Source organism: Ferrimonas pelagia, from assembly GCF_039543565.1.
Lineage (GTDB): Bacteria > Pseudomonadota > Gammaproteobacteria > Enterobacterales > Shewanellaceae > Ferrimonas > Ferrimonas pelagia.
On sequence record NZ_BAABJZ010000008.1, the window covers coordinates 39,618 to 65,881 of the forward strand.

The window sequence follows — 26,264 nt, forward strand, 5'->3', positions numbered from 1 at the left end:
CCGGCCTGAAGAAACCGGCAAGAGGGGGAAGTGGGCCAATAAAATGACTGGCGTTCGGCTTGCAGTATGCCGAACGCCAGCCTTTTAAAGGCTCAACGAGCCAGTTTTAATGTGACCGCTGGCGTCTTCATCTCCGTCACCAATGGACGGGCGTCGCGGATGTAGTCAATGAACGCTTGTGCATCGGAGCTGCAGCGCACTCTCTCCTGCTCGCAATCCGGTCGGCCTTGCTCATACACCGCCGCATAACCCTGGCCCTGCTGCACTACTTGTGACACAGGGAACGCCATGGGCTGCTCGTCGACAAAGGCGATGTCCATGCGGTGGGCCTGCTCGGATTGAGCGTGAAACAGCGCATCCCAGGCATCGTTGCCATTGGCGTTATAGTTGGTGGTCACCAAGGTGTAGGACTGATCGGCATCGAGCGGCTCCCAGATCGGCGCCAACTCAGTGCCCCGGCGCACCTCAACAGAAATCAGCTCGCCTTCCACTTGTGCTGTGGTCTCAACGAAGTGGTAACGCAGGCCACCGCCATAAGGGAACTTACCCTTGTGCGCGTCGTCCGGCAGAGACTGGGTCACGGTGTCGCTCAGCAGGCGCTGAATGTCGCTGCCGGTCACGGTCAGTACCGACAGGTAGTTGGAAAATGGCAGCAGCTCCATCGAGGCCGAGCCCTGATAATACGCGCCCTCTTCCAGATTGGTGCGAATGCCCCCGGCACCGACCAAGGCAAAGTCCACTGGCATACCGGTCACCGCCAGCACCTCAGCCGAGTTGGCGAAATGCAACTGAGACTCCGCCACCAAAGGCGCGACGCGAGAGCCATGTTGATCCACCCCATTGTCGTTAGGGCGGCGCTCATGCAGCAGCGCTTGCGGTACTTGACCTATCACTTCGCCATAAGCGGCAACCAGCGCAGGTTTATAGTGGGTATCGATGTGGGCGCGCAGGGTGGGATCTTCCGCGACGATCGCCACTTCATCCCGTGCGGCAACGAACTCGACCACCGCCTGCTCGGCGTCGCCAAAGAGCTGCTGCTGATATTGGCCATCGGCGAAGAAGGTCGCATCAGACAACAGCGTGTTGGCACCATGACAGTTCACCAACTGGCCATCGACATCAAACTCCAGTTGCGCCTGACCGACAGCCTGAGCGTACTGCCCAGCCTGAACCACACAGGTGTAGTCACCATCTGGACCTGCGATCATCTCGGCATACTCACCGCCATCGCCCAGTCCCAACGCCGTAAAGTCACCCAGCAAGGTGTGTGAGTGCCCGCCAACCACCGCAGCGAGACCCGACACCTCACGCGCAAGACGCTGATCGCGCGCCAGTCCCAGATGCGTCACGGCGATCACCGTATTCACGCCCAGGGCGTTGATCTCCGCCACCATGGCCCGCGCGGTATCGACTTCGCCAGCAAACTGCACCTCGCCCACGTTCGGCGACATGGTCGGCATGTCCTCCAGCACCAAGCCTAATACCGCCACCAAGTCGCGCCCTTGCGGCAGGTTTTGGTGATCGGTCACGATCTGCTTGTCATGGCCATCAAAGGCAAAGATCACATACGGCTTAAGGTTGTCGACCCCGTTAAGGGCCGGATCCGCGCTGACGTCCATATTGGCGCCGAGCATGGGGAAGTTCACCGTATCGATGAACTCACGCAAGGTGGCGTTATCCAGATCAAACTCGTGATTGCCCACCGCCATCGCATCCAGCCCCATGCGGCTGAGGATATCGGCGTTCATCTTGCCATTGTTCAGTTTGAAATAGCCGGTGCCCTGCCAGGCATCCCCACCATGCAGAAACAGTAAGCTGCGATCGGCCGCCTCAGCCTGCGCCTTGAACGTGTCCACCTGAGTTAACAAACGGGGATGGCCGCCGAAACGGGTGAACACCGGGCGCTCTGACAGCGCAGCATTGCTCATGCTGGCGTTAACCGGATCAAAGTTAGAATGGGTATCGTTGATATGGGCAATGGTTAGGGAGAAACCCTCACCACGGTGATCGGGCTGACCACTGCAACCGGCCAATGCCGCAACAAGACAGAGGGAGAGTAAAGGACGCATTGGATTCATACTTCTGAATGATTCTTTGTATAGGGATTTTTCCGCGCAAGAATACCACAGACAATCCCGACTTTTATGTCTCGAAACGGAAAACGTCGTAACGGCGGAAAACGCGACGGCATGGCCACGAGAGCGCGCATCGCTTACTCAAACGCAAAAAAAAACGGCCCCCAGAATGGGAGCCGTTTTTGTTCGGTCAGAGCCGTATTACATCTCGATGCCGCGGCGCTTGGCCACGTCTTCGATGTAAGCCAACCAACCTTCGACGCTGCGCTTCAAACGCTCTTCACGCATCGCCTTTTCGGCAGCGGCTTTGGCCTCTTTGAACTCATCCAGGTAGAAGTGCGCCTGAGCCAATTGCAGAAAGATCTGCCCTTCGTTCTCAAGTTCATCGCCCTTCAAGGCTTTGTTCAATGCGACCTTGGCCTCGCCATAGCGCTCCTGCTGAACCAGCAGGTTGGCTTTGCGGCGGTGATCTTTACTCAGGTTGGAGATCTCTGCAGCCTGACCAAAGTATTCAATCGCCTTGTCGGTTTCCCGCGCCTGGTAGAAGGAGGAACCGATCGCAGACAGCACATTGGCTTCGCGGTCGATCAGCTCACGCTCCAGAGCAAACTCCTGAATGATGGCAGAAGCATACGGCAACTCGCGTTGCAGCAACAACTGGCCCAACAGACGCAGCTCTGCACCGGTATCCAGCAGATCATTTCGGAAAGCGATGTCCATGGTGTACAAGGCTTTCTCGTTGTTCTCTGCCAGCAGGTACAACTGCCCCAGCTGAACCCACAACTTCGGATTGTCCGGGAAGTGGGTCAACAAGGCTTCCAGCTCGCCAGCCGCCAATTCGAACTTTTTCTGCTCGTAATAGGCGCCCATCTTGAGCAGGTAGATGTTGCGATCCGGCTCGCCCTTGACCCGCATCGCGGCATCAGCGTAAGCGATCACGTCGTCGAACTGTTTGAGCTCTGAGCTGGCCACGGCCATGCGCAGGTACACCATGTCATTTTCATCACAGGTGAAGTCCATCCAGTTCTGGAACGCGGCCATCGCCTCTGGGTACTGTTCGTTCTGAACCGCCAAGTCGCCCTGCAAACGCAGCAGCTGACCGTGATCCTGATTGCTCAGGATATTGGCGTCCAGCGCCAGCGCAATGCGCTCCATCGCCAGCTCTTGACGACCTTCCTGGCCAGCAGCCAGGTTGGCGATGAAGCGGTTGACGTACGCTTTGTCGTAATCACTGCGTGGCGACATGTCCACCAGGATCGCGATCGCTTCGTCGATCTTCTCTTCATCGAACAGGTCAAAAGCCCGCTGAATGCTGCGACCAACACGCTCAGAAGCGGCGCGACCTTCGCGCTCTTCCACCACACATTGGGCACCACCGGCCGGTCCAACCGCCAACGCTGGCATAGCGCTGCCCAGCAGCGCGGCCGAAGCCGCAATGCTTAACAGGGTCTTTTTCATTTTCATGCTCAGTCTCCCCGTTAGTTGGTCAGTTCGAAGTCAAGACGAACCTGTTGGCCTTCTTGACGCATCGGGCGACCATCGTCGGTCTTTGGACGGTACTTCCAACGGCTCAGGGCGTTGATGGCTTCACGGTCGAACATACGACGCGGCTCCGCTTCAATCACCTTAATGTCGGTTACACCCCCCACCTCATCGATGGTAAAGCTCATCACGACGTAACCTTCTACGCGGCGACGGGCAGCTTCCTGCGGATAGCGTGGTTCGATACGAACGATCGGCATCGCTTCACCACTGCCGCCAAACGCGCCCGGACCACCCAAGTCGGCGGATACACCACCGGCTACGTTGGCACCTGGCAAGTTCAGGGAGAAGGAATCAGCGGCGCTGGTATCCACATCCATATCCATCTGCGGGATCTCCGGCGGCTGTTCAGGCTCTTCCGGCGGGGTCGGCAGGACTCGCTGGCGCTGCTGCGCATTTGAGTCCTGACGATCCATGGTGATCTCAATCGGTGGGATCTCAGCGTTTTCCATACCACGCTGAGGACCTCCACTGATGAGATACGCCATAAAGCCGAAGAGGAACAGCGTGACCGTCAGACCTAGCACGGTTGCGATCAGTGTTCTTAACATTACTTCTGCTCCGCGGATACCGAGATACGGTCAATGCCAGCGGCTTTAACCTGATCCATCACCTTCACCACGATACCGTGGCGCGCCTGCTGATCCGCTTGGATCATCACTTGAGCTTCTGGCGCTTCAGCCAACATACGCTCGACGTTTGCACGTACGCGCTGTACATCAACCTCACGGTTTTCCATGTAGATCAGGCCATTTTCCGTTACTGCGATAAAGATGTTCGCAGAAGGCTTAGCGCTGGATTGGGTCGCCTCTGGGCGGTTTACATCGATACCGGCCTCTTTGACAAAAGAGGTGGTCACGATAAAGAAGATCAGCAGGATGAATACGATGTCGAGCATCGGAGTCATATCTACCTGAGCTTCATCAGATACTGTTGCAGTCTTTCTACGTGCCATTTGTTTAACTCTTTAGTCGAAAGGCAAGTGATCGTTCAGTTTCTCATTGGCCATTTTGATCTCCGCGTTCAGTCGAGCGCTGAAGAACACGCCGGACAGGGCCGCTACCATGCCCGACATGGTCGGAATGGTGGCCATGGAGATCCCGGATGCCATCATGCGGGCGTTACCGGTGCCATGCACCGCCATCACCTCAAACACGTTGATCATACCGGTTACGGTACCCAACAGACCCAGCATGGGACACATAGCTACCAAAGCAGCGATGATCAACATGCGGGCACTCAGCTGGACCCGAGCCTGAGACAGCAGGGTTTCGCGAACGCGGTGGGCGGTCCAGGACTTACGTTCTGGACGCGCCTGCCACTGTGCGATGAGCTCGGCCTCGATCTTTGGATACGCAGTTCTCAAAAAGATGAAGCGTTCCAACATCAGGATCCAAGTCACGGACAGCGCCGCGGCGACCAACCAGAGGACATCGCCCCCGGTGGCCATGAAATCCCTGACCGACTCGAAGAGTTCCATCAGGAAATCCATCATTACTTGTTCCCCTGCTCCGCGTGAGCGGCGATCAAACCAGTAGATTGGGCGTCAATGACTTCTTGTACCGCTTTAGCACGGCCAGAAACCAGAGCGTGCATCAGCAACAGAGGCAGTGCCGCGATCAGACCCATAACGGTGGTTACCAGCGCCATGGAGATACCGCCAGCCATGATCTTCGGGTCACCGGTACCGAACAGGGTGATGTTCTGGAAGGTGGCGATCATACCGGTTACGGTACCCAGCAGACCCAGCATTGGCGCGATAGCGGCCAGTACTTTGATCAGGCTGATGCCCATTTCGATGCGTGGCGTTTCCTTCAGGATCGCTTCGTCGACCTTCAGCTCCAGCGTCTCGGTGTCCACGTTGCGGTTGCTGTGGTACGCCTTGAGGATGCGGCCCAGGGCGTTGTCGCCAGGGTTGCTCAGATCTTGCATCTGCTTCTTGATCTTGGCGGACTCGATGGTCAGCACAATGATACGCCAGATGGCCAGGATGAAGCCGAAGATCAGCAGACCGGCGATGATCTTACCGACGGTGCCACCGTTCTCGAAGTGCTCTTTCATGTTGGCTTTCTGGGTGTAGACCGCCAGCAGAGGACCACGAGAAGGGTCAACGTACAGATCAACCAGATCGCCCGCATTGGCACTGTCGAAGTTGCCAATGGTGCTTACCTTGTAGCCTTCTGGCTGACGAGGCAGGGCAACGATCTTGCCAGTTTCTGAGTTGTAGGTCAGGAACTGACCGTCAGACATCAGGTTGAACGCACCAACACGGGTTACGGTCTGAACGTTGGTCTCACCTTCGGTGTTGGTCACATCCGCTTCGAACTGGGAGATCTTGGCAGACTGAGTCATCTCGGTCTGCAGACCGATCCACAGCTCTTCCAGCTCAGTGATGGTCGGCAGCTCTTGCGCTTGCGCAATGCCCGCCATTTCCAGATCACGGCCAGCGAACTCAGCGGAGATCAGGGACATGTTCAGGCCACCGGCCAGATCGCCAGAGATCTGACGTACCACACCGAACATCTCACCCAGGTTACCTACGGCGTTAGACAGGTCGTTTTCCAGCTGGTTGAGCAGACGCTCACCATCCAAAAACTCCTGGGCCAAACGCTCGCCACGGGCGGTTTCTTCGTTGTGGTCACGCTCAGCTTGATTCATCATCGCTTTACGGTCAGCGTTGATCGCAGTGAAAGCGGCTTCGCGCTCAGCGTTGATCTTGGCTTCCGCAGCGCGGGAGGTCTTAACGTTGTTCAGCAGCTGGTCCAGAGTCAGACCGCTAGCAGCAGTTTCAGCCTGTACTGGCAGTGCAAAGGACGCCGCCATAACTGCAGCAGTGATAAGCTTTTTCATCATTTTTCTCACTTAGCAACTTTGATCGGCAGTTTGATCAGATCCGGCGCCGCTTGGTTGTTAGCCATGGAGATGGCATCGGACAGAGCGCGCATTTGGCCACTTTCCAGATCTTTCCAGCTGCGGGCATCATTGTCCCAAACCCAACCGCGGGTCTTATCCAGCGACTGCGCCATGAAGGAAACGCGACCGGCGTAGAAGTAATCCACCACCAGCTCATTGCCATCGATGTTCAAGTTACCCACGTAAGAACCGATACGGGAACCGTACTCGTTCTCGATCTGGTAAGCCTCCATCACCAAACGGTATTTCTCCGCGGTAGAGGTGTTGGCTTCGTCCATCACTTCATGCAGACGCTTGACGCGGTCGGCACGCTCTTGGGCCAGGAAAGGCACGTCGATCTGAACGAACTGATCGATGGTGTCGATCATGCGGTACATCAGCGGCACAACGCCCTGAGCGGTCGCGGTGATCCCAGCGATCTGCTCTTCCAGCGAGGCTTGAGCACGTTTTTGATCTTCAACCAAGCGAGCAACGTGGTCGTTATAAGCTTTTAGAGTTTCAGTCTCATCGACCTTGCGACGGTAATCGCTCAGCAGGTCTTGGCTCTGATCGTCCAGCTTGTCGATTTTTGCCTGAGAGGTAGCTGCAGCATCGTGGATCTGCTTGTCAGCATTCTGCAGCTCGCCAATGGCGTTTGACGCCATCGCGGTGCCGCCAAAGGACAGCGCTACGCCCAAGGCTAGGGCAGAGAACGGTTTTGCTTTCATGGTATTAAAACAACCCAATTGAATGAAAAACAAAAAAGAGGGGTCAATCCCCTTCTTGAAAACTCGCGAAAAAATTCAGTAAGTCGATTGGAATTCTCTGACAGATGTTTACAAATGTCGAGCCCATATCACTATAGATCTCACCGCAATCAAGGTTATTTGCCAAATAAGCAACCCAAGCCAGCAAAACCAGTAAAACCTGAGATCGACATCACACTCCCGATCCAACAGAAACGATCCGTTGCTTTCTTTCAGGTGTTTTTTGATTACATTCAAACGGTCATCGCTGTGCACCCGATCTGCATCACCATTCGCAATTCCAAGGCGCATCCGCATTGTTCTAATTTGCGAACACTCAGTCTGCTTTTTGCGTTAAATAAGTCTCGCCTATTCGTTCCAATCGCCTGCCCTCGTTAGCTTTCCCGTTTTTACCGCCAGAATGGATAAAGGTGCCCAGCCAATGGGCTCTCGGGCGGAGTATGGTCTTCTTGATTAGACCACGATGACTCCTATAAAGGCTGGATCGCCCCCATATCCCCCAATTGCCTACACACAAGTTCGCATCACTAGCGCACAACTCCCCCTTACGGCACTTACCAAACCAAAACACAATCAACCAACTCTTTACATAAATGCGTTAAAAATCGGACCTCTAAAAAAACGCGAAATAAGCGCAACTGGCCAAAAGAAATATTTATGAAATAATGCCGCCGCAAAATTAAAGGGCGCACAGATAAGCGTACGACCCACCAATACTTTCAAATCCCTATCGGATGAAGTTTGAGAAATATGAACTCTAAAAAGATGTTTAAGCCGAGCCAATTGGCTCTGGCAACTGCCTTTGCCTTAGGTCTGGCTGGTCAAGCCGCCGCCAGTGAAACCGCTTCTTCCATGCGTGGTGCCATCGTTGGTCCAAACGGCCAAGCCGTGTCCGACGCCACCATCACCATTATCCACCAACCAACCGGTACCGTGACCGAGCTGGATGCCAACGATAACGGGATTTTTAACGCCCGTGGTCTGCGCGTTGGTGGTCCGTACGCTGTCGTTATCTCCTCAGATACCTTCCAAGATGAGTATCAAGAAGGCCTGTACATCGGCGTCGGTGAAGCCTTGCGCTTAAACACCCAATTGAAAACTAACGATGGCGTCGAGCGCATCGTAGTGTCCGGCTCCTCCCTGCCGTTCCGCACTGCAGGGTCCAACTCCGAGTTCGGCGAAGACGACATCGCCAGCGCACCCGGTACGAACCGCGACCTAAAAGACGTATTGCGCCAAAACCCTATGGCCAACGTATCCTCCGACGGCTCTCGCATGTCTGTTGCGGGTATCAACCCGAAATTCAACTCCTTTGTTGTTGATGGTGTAGGTCAGAACGACGACTTCGGCCTAGCTAGCAACGGGTACCCAACTCAACGCTCCCCGATCTCCATCGACGCGGTAGAGTCCGTAGCTCTGAATACTTCGCCAATGTCAGCCCGCTACGGCGGCTTTTCTGGTGCTCAGGTAAACGCGGTAACCAAATCCGGCACAAACGAACTGTCCGGTACCATGTTCTACGAGTACGCGGGCGACAATTTGGCAGGCAAGCCAGAACAGACCAATGGCAATCGCTCCGCTCAAGATTTCGAAGAGAGCACTTTTGGTGGCACCATTGGCTTGCCACTGATCAAAGATCGTCTGTTCTTTTTTGGTTCCTACGAGCGCTTTGATTCCCCTCGCGATAACTACTACGGCGCTTCAGACGATCCAAATTTTGATCGTGACAGTGGTGTTAACTCCGAGCAACTGGAGCGCGTTATTGCTGCAGCCGCCGGCTACGGTCTGAACGATTTGGGCGACTACGCCCGCCAGCAAAACTCCAAGGACGAGAAGATCCTGGCCAAGCTGGATTGGAACATCAACGACGATCACCGTGCGTCCTATACTTACCAGCGGACCGACGGGCAGTCCACCAGCGGAACCTCCACCTCCAGCTCTTTCCGCTTCGCTTCTCACTGGTTTGAAACTCGCCAGAAGCTGGAAACTCACGCTTTTAACCTGTACTCCGACTGGACCCACAACCTGTCTACCGACCTGAAAGTGGCCTACAAAGATCAACGTAACGAGCACAACCCGGTACATGACCTAGGTATTGGCTCTGTTGAGATCACGACTGTAGGTGACGACGGCCAAAACAAGTCCATCATTTTCGGTACAGAGCGCAGCCGCCACGCCAATGAACTGGACAACCAGAACTTAGAGATCCGATTCGTTGCCGACTACCAATTGGGTGATCATGCTCTAGCATTTGGTGTTCAGCACAACCGTCTGGATATCTTCAACCAGTTTGCTCAGGATGCTCTAGGCCGCTTCCGTTTCGACAGCATTGAAAACTTCGAAAACGGTCAGCTGGATCGCTTTGACTGGAAAGGCACCCGCTCTGGCGACATCGATGACGCCGGTGCGTCCTTCGATATGAACACTACCGCGCTGTTTGTCGAGAACACCTGGGACGTGACCTACGATCTGGAGTTGACCTTCGGTCTTCGTTACGAGCGTATCGGCATGTCCGACACCCCTGAGCTGAACGAGAACTTCGTGAAGCGTTACGCTGGTGAAACTCACCATGGTGTGTATGTATCCGAAAACATCGGTAACACCACCACCTTTGACGGCCAAGATATCTGGCTGCCACGCTTCGGTGCCAAGTACCAGCTGACCGACGACATCGCCCTGCGCGGTGGTGTTGGCCGCTTTGCCGGTGGTTACCCGAACGTATGGATGTCTAACAGCTTCTCCAATGATGGTCACACACTACTGACTGGCTCTGGCTGGCGCAGCGATGCTTGGGGCGACTGGGACGGTCAATTCACCCTACCAGACGAACACTGGGGTGAACTACCAGAGGGCTCTGAGGGCTTCGTCAACGCCATCGACGAAAACTTCAAGCTGGCATCCGATTGGCGCTTTAACCTGGGCTTCGATGCCAATCTGGATCTCGGCCTGCTAGGTGACAACTGGTACTTCGGTGGTGAATACCTGTACATCAAACGTGAAAATGACATCAAGTATGTTGATCTGGCGCGTAAGGCCGTAGAGCGCGATGGCGAACACGCCGCCGACTTTACCGGTCGCAAGCTGTACCAGAACTACGACTACCTGACCGAAGAAGTTTGTAGTGCAAGCTATGGCTGTCGTTACGATCTGATGCTGACCAACGCAGACGAAGATGGCTACTCTGAGGTACTGTCTCTGGCCTTGAGCAAGCAGTTTGACAACGGCCTGCGCTTCTCTGCCGCTTACGCTCACCAGAACGTTAAAGAAGGTAACCAAGGTAGCTCCTCCACTGCCAACTCCAACTACGAGTTTGCCTGGAGCGACTACGACCGTCACAGCACCGCTCTGGGCACCAGCCCGTACGAGCAGAAGCACCGTGTCACCATGACCCTAGGTTACGACGCAGAGCTGTTAGCTGGCTACAACTCCAGCTTCAACTTCTTCTACGAAGCAACCTCTGGCGATAACTACAGCTACACCATGCGTGGCTGTGGCATGGACTGCGGCAGCTTGAACGCCGATGCGGCTTGGAACGACGGTAACGTACTTGCGTACATCGCCTCTCAAGCCGATATCGATGCAGGCCGCGTGATCCTGGATGGCATGACCCAAGACCAATACTTCGCTGCCGTTAATGGCGCGGGCCTGACCCACGGTGCCTACGCTCCGAAAGGTGCTGGCAACCTAGATTGGAACCACCGTCTGGACTTCCGATTCCTGCAGCAGCTGCCGGGCTTCACTGCCAATCACCGCGCTGAGATGTACTTCGATATCAGCAACGTGCTGAACCTGCTGAACTCCGATTGGGGCCAGCAGCAGTACAGCCAGTACGGCTCCAAGCGTCTGATGGACTACAGCTACGATGCGGTCAACGACACCTACACCTACAGCAGCCTGAACACCGGCGATGCGGGTACCGTCTCCCAACGCGCTTCCGCTTGGGAAATGAAACTGGGTGTTCGCTACCGCTTCTAAGCCATAGTCGATACACTGCCAACCGGCCGCTTTGCGGCCGGTTTTTTTACATCAGATACGCACTAAGTTGCACAAGGAATTAAACGCAATGCGACTGTTTTTGGGCCTTCTCTTTACCGTTCTCATAGCGGGCTGCAGCAATACCTCGCCCAACGCTGAACAACGTGAGCCGCACCTGCTGTTGATCTCCGTCGATGGCTACCGCTACGACTATAACGCCATCCACCAACCGCCCTTCCTCAGCCAGTTTGAGCAACAAGCAGCGGTGATCGAGAAAATGGCCCCCAGCTTCCCGACCAAAACCTTCCCCAACCATCTGACCCTGGTCACCGGCCTGCTGCCGGAAAACCACGGCATCGTCTCCAACGGCTTCCATAACCCGGCGCTGGGTGAGGACTACTTCCTGTCCCGTGCCGAAGCCGTCACCAATGGCGACTTCTACAGCGGCATTCCGTTGTGGTCTTTGGCCGCCGAGCAAGGCATGAAGTCCGGCACCTACTTCTGGCCCGGCAGTGAGGCCAAGATCGCCGGTCATCGTCCGACCTATTACACCGCCTATAACCATGTCGAAGATTTCCAGATCCGCATCGATCAGATCGTCGAGTGGTTCGAACTGCCACAAGGCGAGCGCCCTCAGTTTGCCACCCTCTATTTCCACGAAGTGGACAGCATGGGTCACTACCATGGCGCGACCTCTGAGCAGGCCCGTGATGCGCTGCATAAAGTGGATGCCGCCGTGGCACAATTGGTTGAACGCCTCAATGCGCTGGCCGATACGCAGAACATGGATCTAAACATCATCATCACCTCAGATCACGGCATGAAAGATCTGGCCAAGCTGGATCGGGTCTTTATGGATGAGGTGATGGCTCAGGAGCCCGGTTTGAGTGAACGCCTGCGCCTGATCGGCACCGGCCCTGTCACTCAGATCTACGCTCAGGGCGAGGACAAGGCTGCCGATCTGGCGCGGATGATCGAACTGTTCCAGGACATACCGAACATTGAGATCTATAAGCGCGAAGACATTCCGATGCGTCTGCTCTTCAAAGGCCATGTCGCCATCGGTGACGCCATTATCCTGACCAACGAAAGCTACTTGGATAACGCCGAACGCCCCACCACCTTGATGGGCAATCATGGCTTTGAAACCGCCGCCGTACCGGAAATGAACACCTTGCTGATGGGCGTCGGTCCGGCCTTTGAATCTGGCGCACGCATCGAGTCGGCCGACAACATCCATGTCTACTCGCTGATGGCAGAGATCCTCGGCCTGAGCATTGACCATAAAATCGATGGCGAGCTGGCCCCGCTAGCGCCACTGCTGGCCCAATAACAAAGAGCAACCTTTTAAGTAACGGCTGCGCTCCAGCCGTTTTTTTACTGGAAGAGAAACCATGCGACCTATATTTGCTTTGTTTGCGGCCATGGCGCTCAGCGCCTGTGGTACGCAACCGCCTAGTCAACCCGAAGAGAAAGCCCACCTGCTGCTGATATCCATCGATGGCTACCGCTACGACTACAACGAACTGCACCAGCCACCGGCACTGTCCGCCTTCGCCGAACAAGGCGCCATGGTGGAAAAGTTGGCTCCGGCTTTTCCGACCCTAACCTTCCCTAACCACGTGACGCTGGTCACCGGTCTCTTGCCGGAAAATCATGGCATTGTCGGCAACAGTTTCTACAGCCCAGACATGCAAGATGTCTACCGAGCGGGTAAAACCGATATGGACGGCCGTTACTACGGTGGCGTGCCACTGTGGTCTCTGGCTGAGAGCCAGGGGATGACCGCAGCAACCTACTTCTGGGTGGGCTCTGAGGCGGAGATCGCCGGTTACCGGCCCAGCTACTGGAAACCGTTCGAGTACATCGAAGACTTCCAGCTTCGGGTCGATCAGGTCGTCGAGTGGTTTTCCATGCCTGAGGATGAACGTCCACAGGTGGTGAATCTCTACTTCCACGAAGTGGACAGCGCAGGTCACCGCTTTGGCCCGGATGCACCAGAGACCCGCGATGCACTGCACAAGGTGGACGCGGCACTGGGTCAATTGATGGCACGCCTTGATGCGCTGCCCCACGACATCAATGTGATCATCACCTCCGATCACGGCATGGCCAACGTCGAGCAAGATCCCCGCTACAACACCGACGATGTGCTGCGCGATCATCCCGAGCTGAAAGAAAAGTTCATGATGCGCGGTACCGCCGCAGTCAATCACATCCACAAAATGGATGGTGCCACCGAAGCGGATCTGGATCAGATCGTTGCGCTATTTAACGCCACCGAAGGGGTTGAAGCCTACAAGCGTGCCGACGTACCACTGCGCCTGCGATTTAAAGGCCATAACGCCGTTGGCGACGCCATCATTGTCACCAACGATCATTACCTGACGTATGATGGTGCCCGCCCGGGCCCTATCGGCATGCACGGTTACGAAACCGCCGCCGTGCCAGAGATGAACACCCTGCTGATGGCCAAAGGTCCGGCCTTCGAAACCGGTGCCCGCATCGAAGCTGCGGACAACATCCATCTGTATCCACTGATGGCCGAGATCCTGGGGCTGACCATTGAACATGAGATCGATGGCGAGTTTGAGGTGCTTGCACCGCTGCTGGCCGAGTAACGACACGCAACAGATAGAAAAACGGAGCCCTATGGCTCCGTTTTTTATGGCACTCAATCGACTTCAAGACCAATAGCGTGCTTTAAGCTTGCGCTTGATCAGCTTGCCGGTATCGCTGCGAGGCAATTCGGCGACAAAGTCGACGCTCTTAGGGCACTTAAGCTTGGCGATCTGATCTTTACAAAACGCAATCAGCTCCACTGCCAGATCCGCATCCCCTTCCCAGTCCGGCTGCAGCTGCACCACGGCTTTAACGCTCTCACCAAACTCCTCATCCGGCACACCGATCACGGCAACATCGGCCACCGCCGGGTGCATGATCAAAGCATTCTCGGTCTCCTGCGGGTAGATGTTCACCCCTCCGGAGATGATCATATTGCTCTTGCGATCGGTCAAAAACAGATAGCCTTGCTCGTTTACATAGCCCACATCCCCCAGGGTCGACCAGCCGTTTTTCAAAGTCACCGACGCGGTCTTTTCGGGCGCCTTGTGATAGGCAAACGGATAGGGACTGGCAAAGTAGATGGTGCCGGCCTGATCCGCTGGCAATTCTTGCCCGCTTTCGTCGTCAACAATGTGCAGCTCACCCACAATCGGCCGCCCCACGGAACCGGGATTGGCCAACCACTCCTGCGGGGTAATAAAGGTCATGCCGTTGCCTTCCGAGCCAGTGTAGTACTCGAAGATCTTCGGACCCCACCAATCGATCATCTGCTGTTTAACCGGAATGGGACAGGGAGCCGCGGCGTGCACCGCCACCTGCAAGCTGTCCAAGCGGTACTTGGACCGCACCGTGTCATCCAGTTTGAGCATCTTGATGAACATGGTGGGCACCCACTGGCTGTGGGTGATCTGATATTGGTCGATGGCCGCCAACGCCGCTTCCGCCTCAAAGCTTTCCATCACCACCACAGTGGCCCCCAGTCGGGTATACGCCTGCAACCAATATAGCGGCGCGGCATGGTACAGCGGAGCTGGCGCCAAATAGGTGGCCGCACTGCTGGCGCGGAACATCTGCTGCTGCATACCGGGGAAGCCCGCCGCGCTGTTGCCCTCGCCCAACGGACCGGGCATAAACGGACGGCTGATCCCCTTAGGTTTGCCCGTCGTCCCCGAGGAGTACATCATGTTCAGCCCTTCGCACTCATCGTCGATGCGCTGTGCTGGCATGGCATCGCGCTCGGTTTCAAACCGGCGCAATCCCGCCACATCGCCGCCCACCGAGAAGCCAGGACAGCTCAGCTTTAATCCGTCGATGGACAGCTTGGCGGCCACCTTGGCCGACACCACAAACGCCTTGGCGTCGCAATCGTCGATCATATACGCCGCTTCCTCGGCAGTGAGCCCGATCGGTACCGGCGTAAAGTACAAGCCGGAGCGCAACGCCGCCCAACTGACCGCCAGATATTCCAAGCTGTTTTCCGCCATCACCGCGATGTGATCGCCGTTCTCCAGCCCCAGGGAGCGCAGCAGCTGTGCCCCCCGGTTACTGACGTCTTCCAGCTGAGCAAAGGTCAACTGCTCGCCGCTGCCGGCCATAATAATGGCGGGCTTGTCCGGCGTGCTGCTCGCATAGGTACAGGGGTGTAAGCTCATCGTATTCATCCTTGTCGAAATATGGACTCTGGGTCGTGTCGAAAGTGAGCCACCACTTACAGTCCGGTGGGCAGTTCATTAAAAGGCACGGTTTTGTCCTCACGACTCTCTTGCGGCATCTGCAGCACCTGCTCGGCGATGATATTGCGCAGCACTTCGTCGGTACCGCCGGCCAGTCGCACCCCAGGGGAGAACAAAAACTCTTTCTGATAATGCGCCTGCATACGGGCCAACGTGGGATCGGTGATCACCCCGGCCTGCCCCAGCAGTTGCACCGCATAGCGGTTGATCGCCTGATTCATCGGCGCCGCCACCAACTTGGCGATGGAGCCCTCAGGTCCTGGCATCGCCCCTTTGGACAGCGCGGTCAAAATGCGGTTATTGGTGTGCTTCAGGCCCGCATAACGGACATACCAGTCCGCCATATGGCTGCGCACCATGCCATCGTCAATGGCAGGTTTGCCATTGATCTGCAGGCTCTTGCTCAGTTCATGGAAGCGGGCAAAGCCGGTCGGCTGCGCATTTCCCACCGCCAGACGCTCATTCATCAACACCGTCAAACAGCCCTTCCAGCCGCCACCGATCTCGCCGAGCACCTGATCGTCCGACACCACCGCGTCGTTAAAGAACACCTCGGAGAAGTGGCCGCCACCATCCGCCTGCTTAATGGGACGGGCGTCTACGCCTGGCTGCTTCATATCGATAAAGAACAGGGTCAAACCCTTATGTTTCGGCACGGTGGGATCGGTACGGCACAGCACGATACCGTAATCGGCAAAGTGCGCCCCGGAGGTCCAAACCTTCTGGCCGTTGATCCGCCATTTATCCCCGTCCCGCTTGGCGGTGGTACGCAGCGCCGCAATGTCCGATCCCGCCGAGGGTTCGGAGAACAACTGGCACCAGACGTCTTGACCACTGGCCAAACGCGGCAGGTATTGCGCCTTCTGTTCATTACTGGCAAACGCCATCAGCGCTGGCGCGCACATGCCCAAACCAATGGTGAAGAAGTCATCCAGCTCATCGTACTGGGCCACTTCCTGGCGCCAGATCACCTGCTCCATCGGCGTACCACCGCGACCGCCCAGGACTTTCGGCCAGGCGATGGCGCCCCAACCAGCCGCGGCTTTTTTGCCCTGCCACTGCTTAGCGTCCGCCAGTTTAGCCTCGTCACTCAGGGCCATCTTGCCCGGCTCTCCCGCTTGCTTTCGCTGGGCATTGGCCGCCAACCACTCTTGTACTTCAGCGCGGAACTCGGCTTGTACCGCCGTATCGTTAAAATCCATGATCTTTCTCCCTTAAACCTGCTCGGTGGTTTTCAGCGCATCCACCAACTTGTGCTTCCACACATCTTCACCGCCGATCAGCCCATCAAGCCAGGCCGCGCGGCGATAGTGCAGGTGACAATCGAATTCCCAGGTAAAGCCATTGCCGCCGTGAACCTGAATGTTCTCCGCCGCCGCCAACGTGTAGGCCTGACAACCGGCAACTCGAGCAGTAGCCGCCGCCAAGGGCAGATCTGGCGCGTCCTCCGCCAGCGCCCAAGCGCCGTACATGGCGTTGGCGCGCAGCAGCTCAATCGCGGTAAAGACATCCGCCAGCTTGTGCTTGATCGCCTGAAAACTCGCGATGGGTTTAGAGAAGGCGTAACGCCCCATGCTGTAAGCCACACTGGCCTGAAGACAGGCACCGGCACCACCAAGCTGCTCAAACGCCAGCAACACCGCCGCCCGATCAAACAACTGACTCTGCAATCCTGGCGCCTGACCTGAAGCACCGAGGCGCTCCGCCGGGGTCGACTCAAACTGGATCAGTGCGGCGCTGCGGGTGGGATCCAGGGTATCGACGGTTTTACGCAGCGTTGGCGCCAGCGCAACCACAAACCAAGAATCAACAAGCTCATCGTTTTCGGCCTCCTCAGCCTGCACCTCTTGCGCTCGTACCAGAGCAAAGTCCGCTGCCATGCCATCGGCGACGGGCAGCTTAATGCCGGAGATCGCCCCATCCTGATACACGCAAGGCGTGTCGCCATCACTGATCGCGACCGTACCAATGACCGCGCCTTCGGCAAGCTGCGGCAACCAGTGTTGTTTCTGAGTGTCGCTGCCTGCCAGCAGCAGGAGCTCTGTCGCCAGATAACTGGAGCTGGCAAACGGCGTCGGTGCCAGGCTCGCCCCCAACTGTTCTGCGATCACGCACTGGGCCAACTGGCCCATGCCAAGACCGCCATACTGCTCAGGGATGGCCACCGCGGGCCAACCCAACTCCACCATCTGTTGCCACAACTGGGTATCGTACTGCGCCTCGCTATCGAGCACGCCACGCACCCGTTCGATGCTCGCGTGTTCACGCAACATCACTTTGGCCTGCTTGCGGATCATCTTATGTTCGTCGGAAAAATCGAAATTCATGCTTCGGTCCTTTTCTCTACTGTCCTTTGCGTTGCAGTGGGCTTAAACAAACTGCGCATCGCGTTCGGCCATATCCCACAACAGTTGGGGCGGCGTGAATTGTGCGCCATAGCGTTCGGCCAGTTGCTGGGCGCGCTGAGCAAAAGCGCGAACGCCATAGGCATTAATAAACTGGAAGACGCCGCCGGTATTGGGTGGGAAGCCAATACCGAAGATGGAGCCGACGTTGCCGTCCGCGGCGCGCTCGACCACGCCCTCCTCCATCGCCCGCACCGCTTCAATGCTTTGGCAAAACAGCAGGCGATCCTTAATGTCTTCAAACGGGATCTCGGTGTAGCCTTCGGGGGCGAAATGGGTTTTCATCCCCGGCCAGATCCGCTTCGTGCCTTTTTCCGGGTAGTCGTAGTAACCCCCACCAAAGGCTTTACCTTGACGGTCAAACTCCTCCACCATGCGCCCGACTAAGATCGCCGCCGCGCTCTCCGGCAGCGTCTTACCCTGCGCCTCGGCATCCGCTTGCATCTGCTGGCCGTTCTTGTAAGCCGTGGCCTGACTGATCTCATCGATCGCCGCCAGCGGGCCCACCGGTGAGCCATTAAACTTGGCCGCATTCTCAATCAAGACGGGATTGATCCCCTCCAGCACCATGGCCGCCCCTTCGCTGATAGTGGTGCCGATCACCCGGGTGGTGAAAAAGCCCGGCGCGTCGTTGACCACAATGGGGGTTTTACCCAGGCGCTGGGCCAGATCAAACGCGGTGGCCAGCGCCGCGTCCGAGGTTTGCTCACCACTGATGATCTCCACCAACGGCATCTTCTCGGCGGGCGAGAAGAAGTGCATGCCAATGAAGTTCTGCGGACGCTTGGAAGCGTGAGCCAGTTCGGTGATCGGCAGTGCCGAGGTATTGGAGGCAACGATGCATTGCGGTCCCACCGCGCTCTCTACTTCCGCGGTCACCGCCGCTTTGATTTTGCGATCTTCAAACACCGCTTCAATCACGATGTCGCAACCGGCCAGATCGGCCGCCTCCGCCGTCGGATGGATCAAGCCCAAGATCCGCTCGGCCCCGGCCGCATCGATGCGACGATTTTTCTCACACACCGCCGCTGCATAGCCTTTGCCTTTATCCGCATTGGCCTGATTGATGTCCTTAAGCACCACCTGCAACCCGGTTTTCGCGACAGCAAACGCAATGCCCGCCCCCATCTGACCGGCGCCGATGATCCCGATCTTGCTCAGCTCACTGCGCGGCAATTTCGGCCGACTGGCACCGTTGTTGATGTCGCCCAGCTGAAAGAAGAAGGTGCGGATCATGTTCTTGGCGGTCTGACTGGTCATCAGGTTAAGGAAATAGCGGGTCTCGATATTCTGCGCCGTATCGAAATCCACCTTGGCGACGTCATGGGCGCAGGCAAAGATCGCCTTGGGGGCCGGAAAGTTGTTGTTGGTGTTGTTCATCACCCCAACCGGACCAAAGTAGATCAGCCCCTCCAGCGCCTGACTCTTCTGTTTGTCCGCTGGCGAGCCGCCGGGAATGGCAAAGCCTTTCTCATCCCAGGGCTGACGCGCCTCGGGGTTAGCCATGATCCAGGCTTTGGCTTTGGCGTGCATCTCCACTTCGTCAGCGGCGAGCTGGTCCACCCAGCCCTTCTCCAAGGCCGCTCTTGCCTTGAACTTGGCCCCGCTGGACAACCAGGGAATGGCTTTCTCCAGACCAAACAGGCGCACGGTCCGGCATATGCCACCGGCACCAGGCAGCAGCCCAAGCTGTGCTTCAGGCAGGCCGACTTCCAGCTTTTTGCTGTCGATCGCTACCCGGTGGTGACACGCCAGGCAGATCTCAAAGCCGCCGCCGAGCGCCGATCCGTTGATCCCCACCGCCACTGGCACACCAAGGGTTTCCAGACGACGCAGCGGCTGCTTGGCCTCATCGATTTTGGCAAATTGTTGATCCGCTTCTTCCGGGCTGAATTCGTTAGGAACCTGAAGCAGGGACTTGAGATCGCCACCGCCAAAGAAGGACTTCTTGCCGGAGCGCAGATAAACGCCGCGGACGCCGCCGTCGGCCACCCGCTGTGCGAGTTCGGCCACGGCCGACTGCATCGCCTCAATGTAGTCATAACCCATGGTGTTCACCGACACCCCAGGCTGGTCAAAGACCAGCTCAATGATCCCGTCGCTGTCTTGCTCTAATCGGATATAGCTCATGATCTGGCCTCCTTTAAACGCGTTCAATAATGGTGGCGATCCCGATCCCGCCGCCGGCACACAGGGTGATCAAACCCCGCTTCAGTTCCCGCCGTTCCAGCTCATCGAGCAGGGTGCCCACCAGCATGGCGCCAGTGGCGCCAATGGGGTGGCCCATGGCGATGGCACCGCCGTTGACGTTGATCTTTTCATCGGGAATGCCGAGATTCTTCTGATAGCGCAGCACCACCGAAGCAAAGGCTTCGTTGAGCTCAAACAGATCGATGTCATCCAGGGTCAGTCCGGCTTTGTCCAGTGCCTTGAGGGTGGCGGGCTCGGGACCGGCCAGCATAATGGTGGGCTCGGTGCCAGTGTTGGCACAGGCAACGATGCGGGCGCGGGGTTTCAGCCCTTGGGCCTGACCTGCGGCTTCGGTGCCCACCAGTACCAAGGCCGCGCCGTCGACGAGGCCGGAGGAGTTACCGGCGGTATGCCGATAGGGAATGGTGTCAATTTGCGGGTACTTAAACTTGGCCAGATCCGTGTGGCCATATTGGCCGAACATGGCAAAAGAGGGCTTGAGCTTACCGAGCTGTTCGGTGCTGATCCCCTCGCGTATGTGCTCATCTTTGGCCAGGATGGTGCAACCGTTCATGTCGGTCACCGGCACCACTGAGCGGTCGAAGTAACCCTGCTGCCAGGCGTTGGCCGCCCGCTGCTGGGACAGCTGGGCATAGCCGTCGAGTTGCTCTCGGGAAAATCCTTCCAACTCCGCAGTTAAGTCCGCCGCCAGCCCCTGGGAGATCCCGTAGCTGTGCATCGCAGTCCAGGGATCCCCTGCCGCCGCGCCGCTGGCGCCAATGCCGAGGCGCGACATGGATTCGACCCCACCCGCCACCACCAGCTCTTCAAAGCCGGAGCGGATCTTCATCGCCGCGATATTGACCGCGTCCAAGCCGCCGGCGCAGTAGCGGTGCAATTGAGCGCCAGTGGTGATGTCGTCCCAATCGGAGTAGACCAGCGCGGTCTTGGCGATGTTCTGGCCCTGCTCGCCCACCGGCTCACCGGTGGCCAGGATCATGTCGTCCACCTGACGAGTATCCAGCTCATTGCGCTGCTTGAGCGCCTTAAGCAGTGTGTTAACCAGATCCACCGGCTTCACTTCATACAGGCTGCCGCCGGGCTTACCCGGTGCGCCGGCTTTGCCACTGCCCCTTGGGGTGCGAATGGCGTCATAGATATAGGCTTCTGTGCTCATGCGTGTCCCTGCTCGCTAGTCTGTTCGGTTTATGTTGCTGAGGCTTAAACCGAGTATATTGAGCAGAAGTCGCACAACTCTGGTGCGCAGTGGCCCATCTTTGGTGCGCAGTGGCCAACATGCACCGGGAAAAATGAACCCGAGAATTGAGAGACAGAGAACGGATGACCGAGCACACTTCCGTGGCCACCATTGGCCGCATCATTGCATTGACGCTGGACGGCCTGGGCTGCGACGGCGATGCGGTGATTGAGCAAGCCGGTCTGGATCCCACCCACTCCTACAACCCTCATGCACGCTACCCTTCCGAGGCGGTGCAGGCGCTGTGGCGCATCGCGGCCCAGATCAGCGGCGATCCCGCCTTTGGCCTGCGGGTGCCCGGGTACAGCACCAACACCGTCAGCCCAGCCATGACTGCGGCGTTCGCCAGCAGCGAGACCTTGCGCGGCGCGCTGGATCGCCTCTGTCGCATGTTCCCCTTTGTGAATCATTACGGCGCACTGGTACTGGAAGAAAGAGAGGAAACGGCCTGGCTGGTGTATCGACTCAGTGCCGTGGAGCGGGCGACCATCGCCGATGAAGCGATGGATGCGCTGTTTGCGGCCATCGTGGTGGGCCTGCGCAACGCCATCTTGCCGGAGTTTGCGGTCAGCGCGGTCGAACTGATGCGACCGTTACCGGACGATCCGTCTGCCTATACCGAGCTGTACCGTGCCCCGGTGCTGTTTGACTGTGGGCAGGATCGCATCGGCCTGGCCAGCGCCCTGCTCGACCAACCCCTGCTCGGGGCCAATAATGAGATGGCGCAACTCAGCGAGCAGTTGATCGCCAACAGCATGAACACCCTGACCCAGTCGGATCTGATCACCCGTACCCGCGCCCTATTGCAGGAACGTCTGGCCGACGGTGAGCCGGATCAAGCGGAGATCGCCACCGCCTTACACCTCTCCAGCCGTCAGTTCCGACGCAAACTCAGCGCACTGGGCACCGGCTACAGTGCCCTGCTGGCGGACTGCCGTCATAAGATGGCCAAGAAGTACCTGCTGCAAAATACCCTGCCCCTATCCGAAATCACCCAACGGCTGGGCTTCTCCGACCAAAGCAACTTCTCTAAGGCCTTCAAGCGCTGGGAGGGGGAGAGCCCGGCACAGTTTCGCCAACGCCACAGCTGAACCAACGTCCTGTCGAGCATGCGCGGGACAAACAAGCGGAAGCAGCTCACGCCCTGCCGATAATCCACTTTTCTGGCCCACTAAGAGCAGGCACACTGACCGCCATAAATCGGCTCGTTAGAGCCCCGCTTCGCTGGAATAACAAGACCATGAAACTACGCCCCCTGCTCGCTCCCCTGCTCGCCGCCCTCTGTCTGGCCACTCCGGTACACGCCCGTACCGCCGCCGAACCCATCGACATGGAAGGCATGCTGTTTGCTGGCAAAAACGAACGAGGCCAGTTTCTTGAATATCGCCTGTTGTCAGAGGGCCGTTTGCATTTCTGGCTCCTAACGCCACAAGGCGTGCAGCTGCCCGCCCGCGATGCCAAAATCCGCTGGCGCCAAGAGGGGGAGAGCGTCGTCTTTCATAACCCGGAAGGGTTGAGCGTGCGCTTTACCCGGGACGGCCGTTGCCTGGATGGCCAAGCCATGCTGTTTCCCGATAACAAGGGCGGCGATATCCAATGGCCCGCGGTGCTGGATCAGATCCCAAAATCCAACTATGCCCTGCTGGAAGACAACCCCTGGATGATGGCCAGAGAGCTGCTGACCTTCGAAAGCCGCTGCATTGAGTGAGCCGCAAGAGGTTTGTCAACGAGGGTCGGCTTGCAGCAAGCTTACCCTCCTATTTGACGACCTGCCTGACGGCATCCTGGAACAATCGCAACAACATCGCCGCCACCGCCAATCCCTTGCTGAGCAAGCCGCCAAACAGCAAGGTCGACGCACAGACGTAATATTTCCAGGGTGGCAACAGTCGGCCTCGCATCAAGCTCACTGCCAGATAAGCCCCCAGTCCCAACCAAAGGGCATTAAGCAGTAGCAATGCGGCGGTCACCAGCTGGGCCTGATAGGGTGCCAGCTCGCTAAATTGTCGTGACACCATGGCCACGAGCTCCGGCGCTTGCCATAGACTCATCAATAGATTGCCCACATTGACCGCCAGGATCACCGCCCCCAAACCTTGACCGAACTGAGGTGCCTTTGCTTTCAACATCATTCCTGCCCTCATGAAAAAGGCGGAGTCTAGCAAGCTATCGTGACAAACCCAATGGCTTAAACCGAACGCCTCCTGCCCACCGAACGGGCATCGCCCCCCTCTTGGCTGCGTCAAGTGAACTGAAGTGAAGTCGCGTGTCGTAGCCTTGTTTTCAGGCGTGTCTTTGATACATTCAAACAGTGGTATGATGACTTTTTCTCATGAAATTCGCCAGGAACGGCGCTGCTAAGCGCCATTCATACCCCGACAACTCGGCTCATGTTCGTTCATTCCCCCAGCTCACAAGGATGTGAAAATGGCGACAATCAGCGAGAACAGCGATCCATCAAAACTGACTACCTAAACCGGTTTGAGAGCGGCTCCACTGAGCCTCTGCTCTTTACGGTGAGCGCGATCGCAACCGGTGCAGAAGCCAGAGAAATAAACCGGTTACTCAAAGCCACACTGCCGGTCCAGCAGATCCGCACCAGCAACAGCCTGTTGCCTTTCTCCTCAAGAGCCACAGCTTACCGATTAACCCCAAAGGCGGTCACGCCGGATTACCTTACGCGGATCCTGGAACTCGAACAGCAGTTACAACACCGATTCGGAGTAAAGATCCAACTCGAGCAACGGCCATAAGCGGCCGCAGGGCGACTCGGCGCTGGCGGTTATCCCCGAGGGGATAACCCAAGAGAGCCGCCCAAGCCAAGTGATATCGGTTACTGCAGGCCGCGGTGTTGCAACAAAGCCTCGATCTGAGGTGCCCGTCCCCGATATTGCTGATACAGACGATCCGGTGCCACCGTATCGCCACTTTCCAGCAGAGTCTTCAATTTGTTTGCCAGGTTAGGATCAAAGATATTCCCCGCTTCGACAAAGGCATTGAAGCCATCACAATCCAACACCGCCGAGTACAGGTAACTGTAATAGCCCGCGCTATAGCCGCCAGAGAAGATATGGGCAAACGCCGTGGAGCGGTACCGATAGGCGATGGCTTCCGGTAGTTGGATCTCATCGGCGATCTTCGCCTCAAAGGCCAACACATCCGGCTCTTCGGTCAGATCCAACGTGTGCCATGCCATATCCAGTAACGCGGCAGCGAGGAATTCACCGGTTTGAAACCCCTGATTAAATTGAGAAGCCTGTTGGATCTTATCGACCAGCACTTGCGGGATCACCTGCCCACTTTCCACATGCCGAGCGTAGTGCGCCAGCACCTCGGGCTGCATCGCCCAGTGCTCCAACACCTGAGAAGGGAACTCAACAAAGTCCCTTGCCACCGAGGTCCCCGCCAGACCGGGGTATTGGCATTGGCTCAGCAGTCCATGCAGCGCATGGCCGAATTCATGAAACAGCGTTTTGACGTGCTCAAAGCCCAGCAATACCGGCTCGCCGGCGGCAGCAGGCGGGAAGTTACAGACATTTTGCACGATGGGCCGGACCGGACCGTCAAACCCCGACTGCTGCCGGAATACCGTCATCCAAGCTCCGCCACGCTTGCTATCCCGGGTGAGGTAATCGCCAATAAAGATCCCAAGGTGTTGCCCCGCAGGATCGAGCACCTCCCAGGCCCGTGCCTGTGGGTGATACAGCGGCACATTATCCAGCGCACGAAAATCCAGCCCAAACAATCGGCGCGCCGTGTAGAAGGCCCCTTCAATGACATTGTCGAGGCTGAAGTAGGGCTTTAACTGTGCCTCATCCAACTCGAATCGTTGCTGACGCAACTGCGCAGCGTAAAACCACCAATCCCAGCCCTTTAAACCAAAATTGGCGCCTTGGCTATTCGCCAGCCCTTGCAGATCCGCCAGCTCCATCTGTGCGCACCCTAAGGTCGCCTGCCAGACTTGGCTCATTAACGCTTTCGCGTCTTCTGGGCTGCCAACCATTCTATCTTCCAGAATGTAATGCGCATGGGTCGCGTAGCCCAACAGGTTGGCACGCTCGAGCCGCAATGCCGCCTGACGCCGAAGGTTGGCTTTATTGTCCCGCTCGTTGTCGTTATCCGCTCGGTTTAGGTAGCCCTTATACAAGGTTTCCCGATGACCACGATATTGGGCATACGTCAAAAACGGGTAGAGCACGGTGCGATCACAACCAAACGCCCAATCACCCTCGCGTCCCAACTCGGCCCCCTTCGCGGCGGCCTGCGCGATCATCGCCTCAGGCAGTCCCGCCAGCTCGTCGGCCGACGTCACCCAAAGGACAAAGGCGTTGTTCTCCTCCAGCAAATTCTGGCCAAACGTCACCTGTAATCGCGACAATTCGGCGTTGATCTCGGCAAATCGTTGCTTCGCCTGCCCCTGCAACCGCGCCCCGCCCCGAACAAACTCCTGATAACGCTTGTCGGTGAGCCGCAAAGCTTCACCGGTAAGCGCTGATTTGTTCGACCAAACGGCTTCGATTCGAGCAAACAGTGCCGGCTCCAATCGAATCGCGTCATAGTGCGCAGCCACCACCGGCGTCCATTGCTGCTGCAGGGTCTGGCGAACGGCATTGGTATCCGCCGACACCAGATTGCTAAATAACGTCCAGATCTGGGTGAGCTGCGCCCCGGCGCGTTCCATCGCTTCGATGGTGTTGCCGAAGTTTGCTGGCTCATCTGAGTGGATAATGGCGTCGATCTCAGTCCGATGCTGCGCCATCGCCTGTTCCAGTGCAGGGGCGAGATCCGCGTCGCTGATCTGATCGAATGGTGGCAGGCCAAACGGCCCCTCAAACGGTTGTAGCAGTGGGTTCGGGCTCAAT

The 26,264-nt window shown here is 57.3% G+C and carries 20 protein-coding genes; 6 read left to right on the plus strand and 14 right to left on the minus strand.

Annotated elements, in window-relative coordinates; all coding sequences use genetic code 11:
- Nucleotides 1-92 precede the first annotated feature (92 nt).
- The 7 genes from ABEA08_RS03865 to ABEA08_RS03895 all read right to left on the minus strand — a co-directional run bounded on the left by ABEA08_RS03865 (nt 93) and on the right by ABEA08_RS03895 (nt 7,237).
- Nucleotides 93-2,069 (minus strand): bifunctional metallophosphatase/5'-nucleotidase, encoded by a 1,977-nt coding sequence (locus ABEA08_RS03865; RefSeq protein WP_345333503.1) that lies wholly within the window; start codon nt 2,067-2,069, stop codon nt 93-95.
- Nucleotides 2,070-2,276: 207 nt separating this feature from the next.
- Nucleotides 2,277-3,539: a tetratricopeptide repeat protein gene (locus ABEA08_RS03870; RefSeq protein WP_345333505.1), complete on the minus strand. Its 1,263-nt coding sequence runs from the start codon at nt 3,537-3,539 to the stop codon at nt 2,277-2,279.
- A 14-nt stretch (nt 3,540-3,553) separates the two neighbouring features.
- Complete coding sequence (locus ABEA08_RS03875) at nt 3,554-4,168, minus strand: energy transducer TonB (protein WP_345333507.1); 615 nt, start codon at nt 4,166-4,168, stop codon at nt 3,554-3,556.
- Nucleotides 4,168-4,572, minus strand: a complete 405-nt coding sequence (locus ABEA08_RS03880) for an ExbD/TolR family protein (protein WP_345333509.1) — start codon at nt 4,570-4,572, stop codon at nt 4,168-4,170. Before ABEA08_RS03880 ends, ABEA08_RS03875 begins: the two co-directional genes overlap by 1 nt.
- A 12-nt stretch (nt 4,573-4,584) precedes the next feature.
- Nucleotides 4,585-5,109, minus strand: coding sequence for a MotA/TolQ/ExbB proton channel family protein (locus ABEA08_RS03885; RefSeq protein WP_345333594.1), 525 nt, complete (start codon nt 5,107-5,109; stop codon nt 4,585-4,587).
- Nucleotides 5,110-5,111: 2 nt separating this feature from the next.
- Nucleotides 5,112-6,467: a MotA/TolQ/ExbB proton channel family protein gene (locus ABEA08_RS03890; RefSeq protein ID WP_345333511.1), complete on the minus strand. Its 1,356-nt coding sequence runs from the start codon at nt 6,465-6,467 to the stop codon at nt 5,112-5,114.
- Between the two features lie 8 nt (nt 6,468-6,475).
- The gene (locus ABEA08_RS03895; RefSeq protein WP_345333513.1) at nt 6,476-7,237 is read right to left on the minus strand and encodes a DUF3450 domain-containing protein; all 762 of its coding nucleotides are present in this window, start codon (nt 7,235-7,237) and stop codon (nt 6,476-6,478) included.
- A gap of 789 nt (nt 7,238-8,026) precedes the next feature.
- Between ABEA08_RS03895 and ABEA08_RS03900 the strand changes: the two genes are divergently transcribed.
- The 3 genes from ABEA08_RS03900 to ABEA08_RS03910 all read left to right on the plus strand — a co-directional run bounded on the left by ABEA08_RS03900 (nt 8,027) and on the right by ABEA08_RS03910 (nt 13,872).
- Nucleotides 8,027-11,251 carry a TonB-dependent receptor gene (locus tag ABEA08_RS03900; RefSeq protein WP_345333515.1) on the plus strand — a complete coding sequence of 1,075 codons (3,225 nt, stop codon included), beginning with the start codon at nt 8,027-8,029 and terminating at the stop codon, nt 11,249-11,251.
- An 88-nt stretch (nt 11,252-11,339) separates the two neighbouring features.
- Complete coding sequence (locus ABEA08_RS03905) at nt 11,340-12,584, plus strand: alkaline phosphatase family protein (RefSeq protein ID WP_345333517.1); 1,245 nt, start codon at nt 11,340-11,342, stop codon at nt 12,582-12,584.
- A 61-nt stretch (nt 12,585-12,645) separates the two neighbouring features.
- Nucleotides 12,646-13,872, plus strand: a complete 1,227-nt coding sequence (locus ABEA08_RS03910) for an alkaline phosphatase family protein (protein ID WP_345333519.1) — start codon at nt 12,646-12,648, stop codon at nt 13,870-13,872.
- 63 nt (nt 13,873-13,935) lie between these two features.
- On the opposite strand, the gene ABEA08_RS03915 is transcribed toward ABEA08_RS03910, so the two are convergent.
- The 5 genes from ABEA08_RS03915 to ABEA08_RS03935 are packed head-to-tail and all read right to left on the minus strand — an operon-like array spanning nt 13,936 to nt 21,321.
- Complete coding sequence (locus ABEA08_RS03915) at nt 13,936-15,468, minus strand: acyl-CoA synthetase (protein WP_345333521.1); 1,533 nt, start codon at nt 15,466-15,468, stop codon at nt 13,936-13,938.
- A 56-nt stretch (nt 15,469-15,524) separates the two neighbouring features.
- On the minus strand, nt 15,525-16,751 hold the full coding sequence (locus ABEA08_RS03920) for an acyl-CoA dehydrogenase family protein (protein ID WP_345333523.1): 1,227 nt from the start codon (nt 16,749-16,751) through the stop codon (nt 15,525-15,527).
- 12 nt (nt 16,752-16,763) lie between these two features.
- Nucleotides 16,764-17,876, minus strand: a complete 1,113-nt coding sequence (locus tag ABEA08_RS03925; RefSeq protein ID WP_345333525.1) for an acyl-CoA dehydrogenase family protein — start codon at nt 17,874-17,876, stop codon at nt 16,764-16,766.
- A gap of 42 nt (nt 17,877-17,918) precedes the next feature.
- Nucleotides 17,919-20,084 (minus strand): 3-hydroxyacyl-CoA dehydrogenase NAD-binding domain-containing protein, encoded by a 2,166-nt coding sequence (locus tag ABEA08_RS03930; RefSeq protein WP_345333526.1) that lies wholly within the window; start codon nt 20,082-20,084, stop codon nt 17,919-17,921.
- A gap of 13 nt (nt 20,085-20,097) precedes the next feature.
- Nucleotides 20,098-21,321 (minus strand): acetyl-CoA C-acetyltransferase, encoded by a 1,224-nt coding sequence (locus tag ABEA08_RS03935; protein ID WP_345333528.1) that lies wholly within the window; start codon nt 21,319-21,321, stop codon nt 20,098-20,100.
- A 164-nt stretch (nt 21,322-21,485) separates the two neighbouring features.
- On the opposite strand from ABEA08_RS03935, the gene ABEA08_RS03940 reads away from it, so the two are divergent.
- Both ABEA08_RS03940 and ABEA08_RS03945 read left to right on the plus strand, forming a co-directional pair.
- Complete coding sequence (locus tag ABEA08_RS03940) at nt 21,486-22,493, plus strand: AraC family transcriptional regulator (protein WP_345333530.1); 1,008 nt, start codon at nt 21,486-21,488, stop codon at nt 22,491-22,493.
- Between the two features lie 149 nt (nt 22,494-22,642).
- Nucleotides 22,643-23,110, plus strand: coding sequence for a hypothetical protein (locus ABEA08_RS03945; RefSeq protein ID WP_345333532.1), 468 nt, complete (start codon nt 22,643-22,645; stop codon nt 23,108-23,110).
- A 49-nt stretch (nt 23,111-23,159) separates the two neighbouring features.
- Here ABEA08_RS03945 and ABEA08_RS03950 read toward each other — a convergent pair whose 3' ends face one another.
- Nucleotides 23,160-23,534: a hypothetical protein gene (locus ABEA08_RS03950; protein ID WP_345333534.1), complete on the minus strand. Its 375-nt coding sequence runs from the start codon at nt 23,532-23,534 to the stop codon at nt 23,160-23,162.
- 384 nt (nt 23,535-23,918) lie between these two features.
- Between ABEA08_RS03950 and ABEA08_RS03955 the strand changes: the two genes are divergently transcribed.
- Nucleotides 23,919-24,155 (plus strand): hypothetical protein, encoded by a 237-nt coding sequence (locus ABEA08_RS03955; RefSeq protein WP_345333536.1) that lies wholly within the window; start codon nt 23,919-23,921, stop codon nt 24,153-24,155.
- Between the two features lie 80 nt (nt 24,156-24,235).
- Here ABEA08_RS03955 and ABEA08_RS03960 read toward each other — a convergent pair whose 3' ends face one another.
- On the minus strand, nt 24,236-26,263 hold the full coding sequence (locus tag ABEA08_RS03960) for a M3 family metallopeptidase (protein WP_345333538.1): 2,028 nt from the start codon (nt 26,261-26,263) through the stop codon (nt 24,236-24,238).
- Nucleotide 26,264: the final 1 nt, after the last annotated feature.

Bases quoted from the DNA above. Each gene is read 5' to 3' on its own strand.
- ABEA08_RS03865 (WP_345333503.1), bottom strand. From the start codon at position 2,069: ATGCGTCCTTTACTCTCCCTCTGTCTTGTTGCGGCATTGGCCGGTTGC.
- ABEA08_RS03870 (WP_345333505.1), bottom strand. From the start codon at position 3,539: ATGAAAATGAAAAAGACCCTGTTAAGCATTGCGGCTTCGGCCGCGCTG.
- ABEA08_RS03875 (WP_345333507.1), bottom strand. From the start codon at position 4,168: ATGTTAAGAACACTGATCGCAACCGTGCTAGGTCTGACGGTCACGCTG.
- ABEA08_RS03880 (WP_345333509.1), bottom strand. From the start codon at position 4,572: ATGGCACGTAGAAAGACTGCAACAGTATCTGATGAAGCTCAGGTAGAT.
- ABEA08_RS03885 (WP_345333594.1), bottom strand. From the start codon at position 5,109: ATGGATTTCCTGATGGAACTCTTCGAGTCGGTCAGGGATTTCATGGCC.
- ABEA08_RS03890 (WP_345333511.1), bottom strand. From the start codon at position 6,467: ATGAAAAAGCTTATCACTGCTGCAGTTATGGCGGCGTCCTTTGCACTG.
- ABEA08_RS03895 (WP_345333513.1), bottom strand. From the start codon at position 7,237: ATGAAAGCAAAACCGTTCTCTGCCCTAGCCTTGGGCGTAGCGCTGTCC.
- ABEA08_RS03900 (WP_345333515.1), top strand. From the start codon at position 8,027: ATGAACTCTAAAAAGATGTTTAAGCCGAGCCAATTGGCTCTGGCAACT.
- ABEA08_RS03905 (WP_345333517.1), top strand. From the start codon at position 11,340: ATGCGACTGTTTTTGGGCCTTCTCTTTACCGTTCTCATAGCGGGCTGC.
- ABEA08_RS03910 (WP_345333519.1), top strand. From the start codon at position 12,646: ATGCGACCTATATTTGCTTTGTTTGCGGCCATGGCGCTCAGCGCCTGT.
- ABEA08_RS03915 (WP_345333521.1), bottom strand. From the start codon at position 15,468: ATGAGCTTACACCCCTGTACCTATGCGAGCAGCACGCCGGACAAGCCC.
- ABEA08_RS03920 (WP_345333523.1), bottom strand. From the start codon at position 16,751: ATGGATTTTAACGATACGGCGGTACAAGCCGAGTTCCGCGCTGAAGTA.
- ABEA08_RS03925 (WP_345333525.1), bottom strand. From the start codon at position 17,876: ATGAATTTCGATTTTTCCGACGAACATAAGATGATCCGCAAGCAGGCC.
- ABEA08_RS03930 (WP_345333526.1), bottom strand. From the start codon at position 20,084: ATGAGCTATATCCGATTAGAGCAAGACAGCGACGGGATCATTGAGCTG.
- ABEA08_RS03935 (WP_345333528.1), bottom strand. From the start codon at position 21,321: ATGAGCACAGAAGCCTATATCTATGACGCCATTCGCACCCCAAGGGGC.
- ABEA08_RS03940 (WP_345333530.1), top strand. From the start codon at position 21,486: ATGACCGAGCACACTTCCGTGGCCACCATTGGCCGCATCATTGCATTG.
- ABEA08_RS03945 (WP_345333532.1), top strand. From the start codon at position 22,643: ATGAAACTACGCCCCCTGCTCGCTCCCCTGCTCGCCGCCCTCTGTCTG.
- ABEA08_RS03950 (WP_345333534.1), bottom strand. From the start codon at position 23,534: ATGATGTTGAAAGCAAAGGCACCTCAGTTCGGTCAAGGTTTGGGGGCG.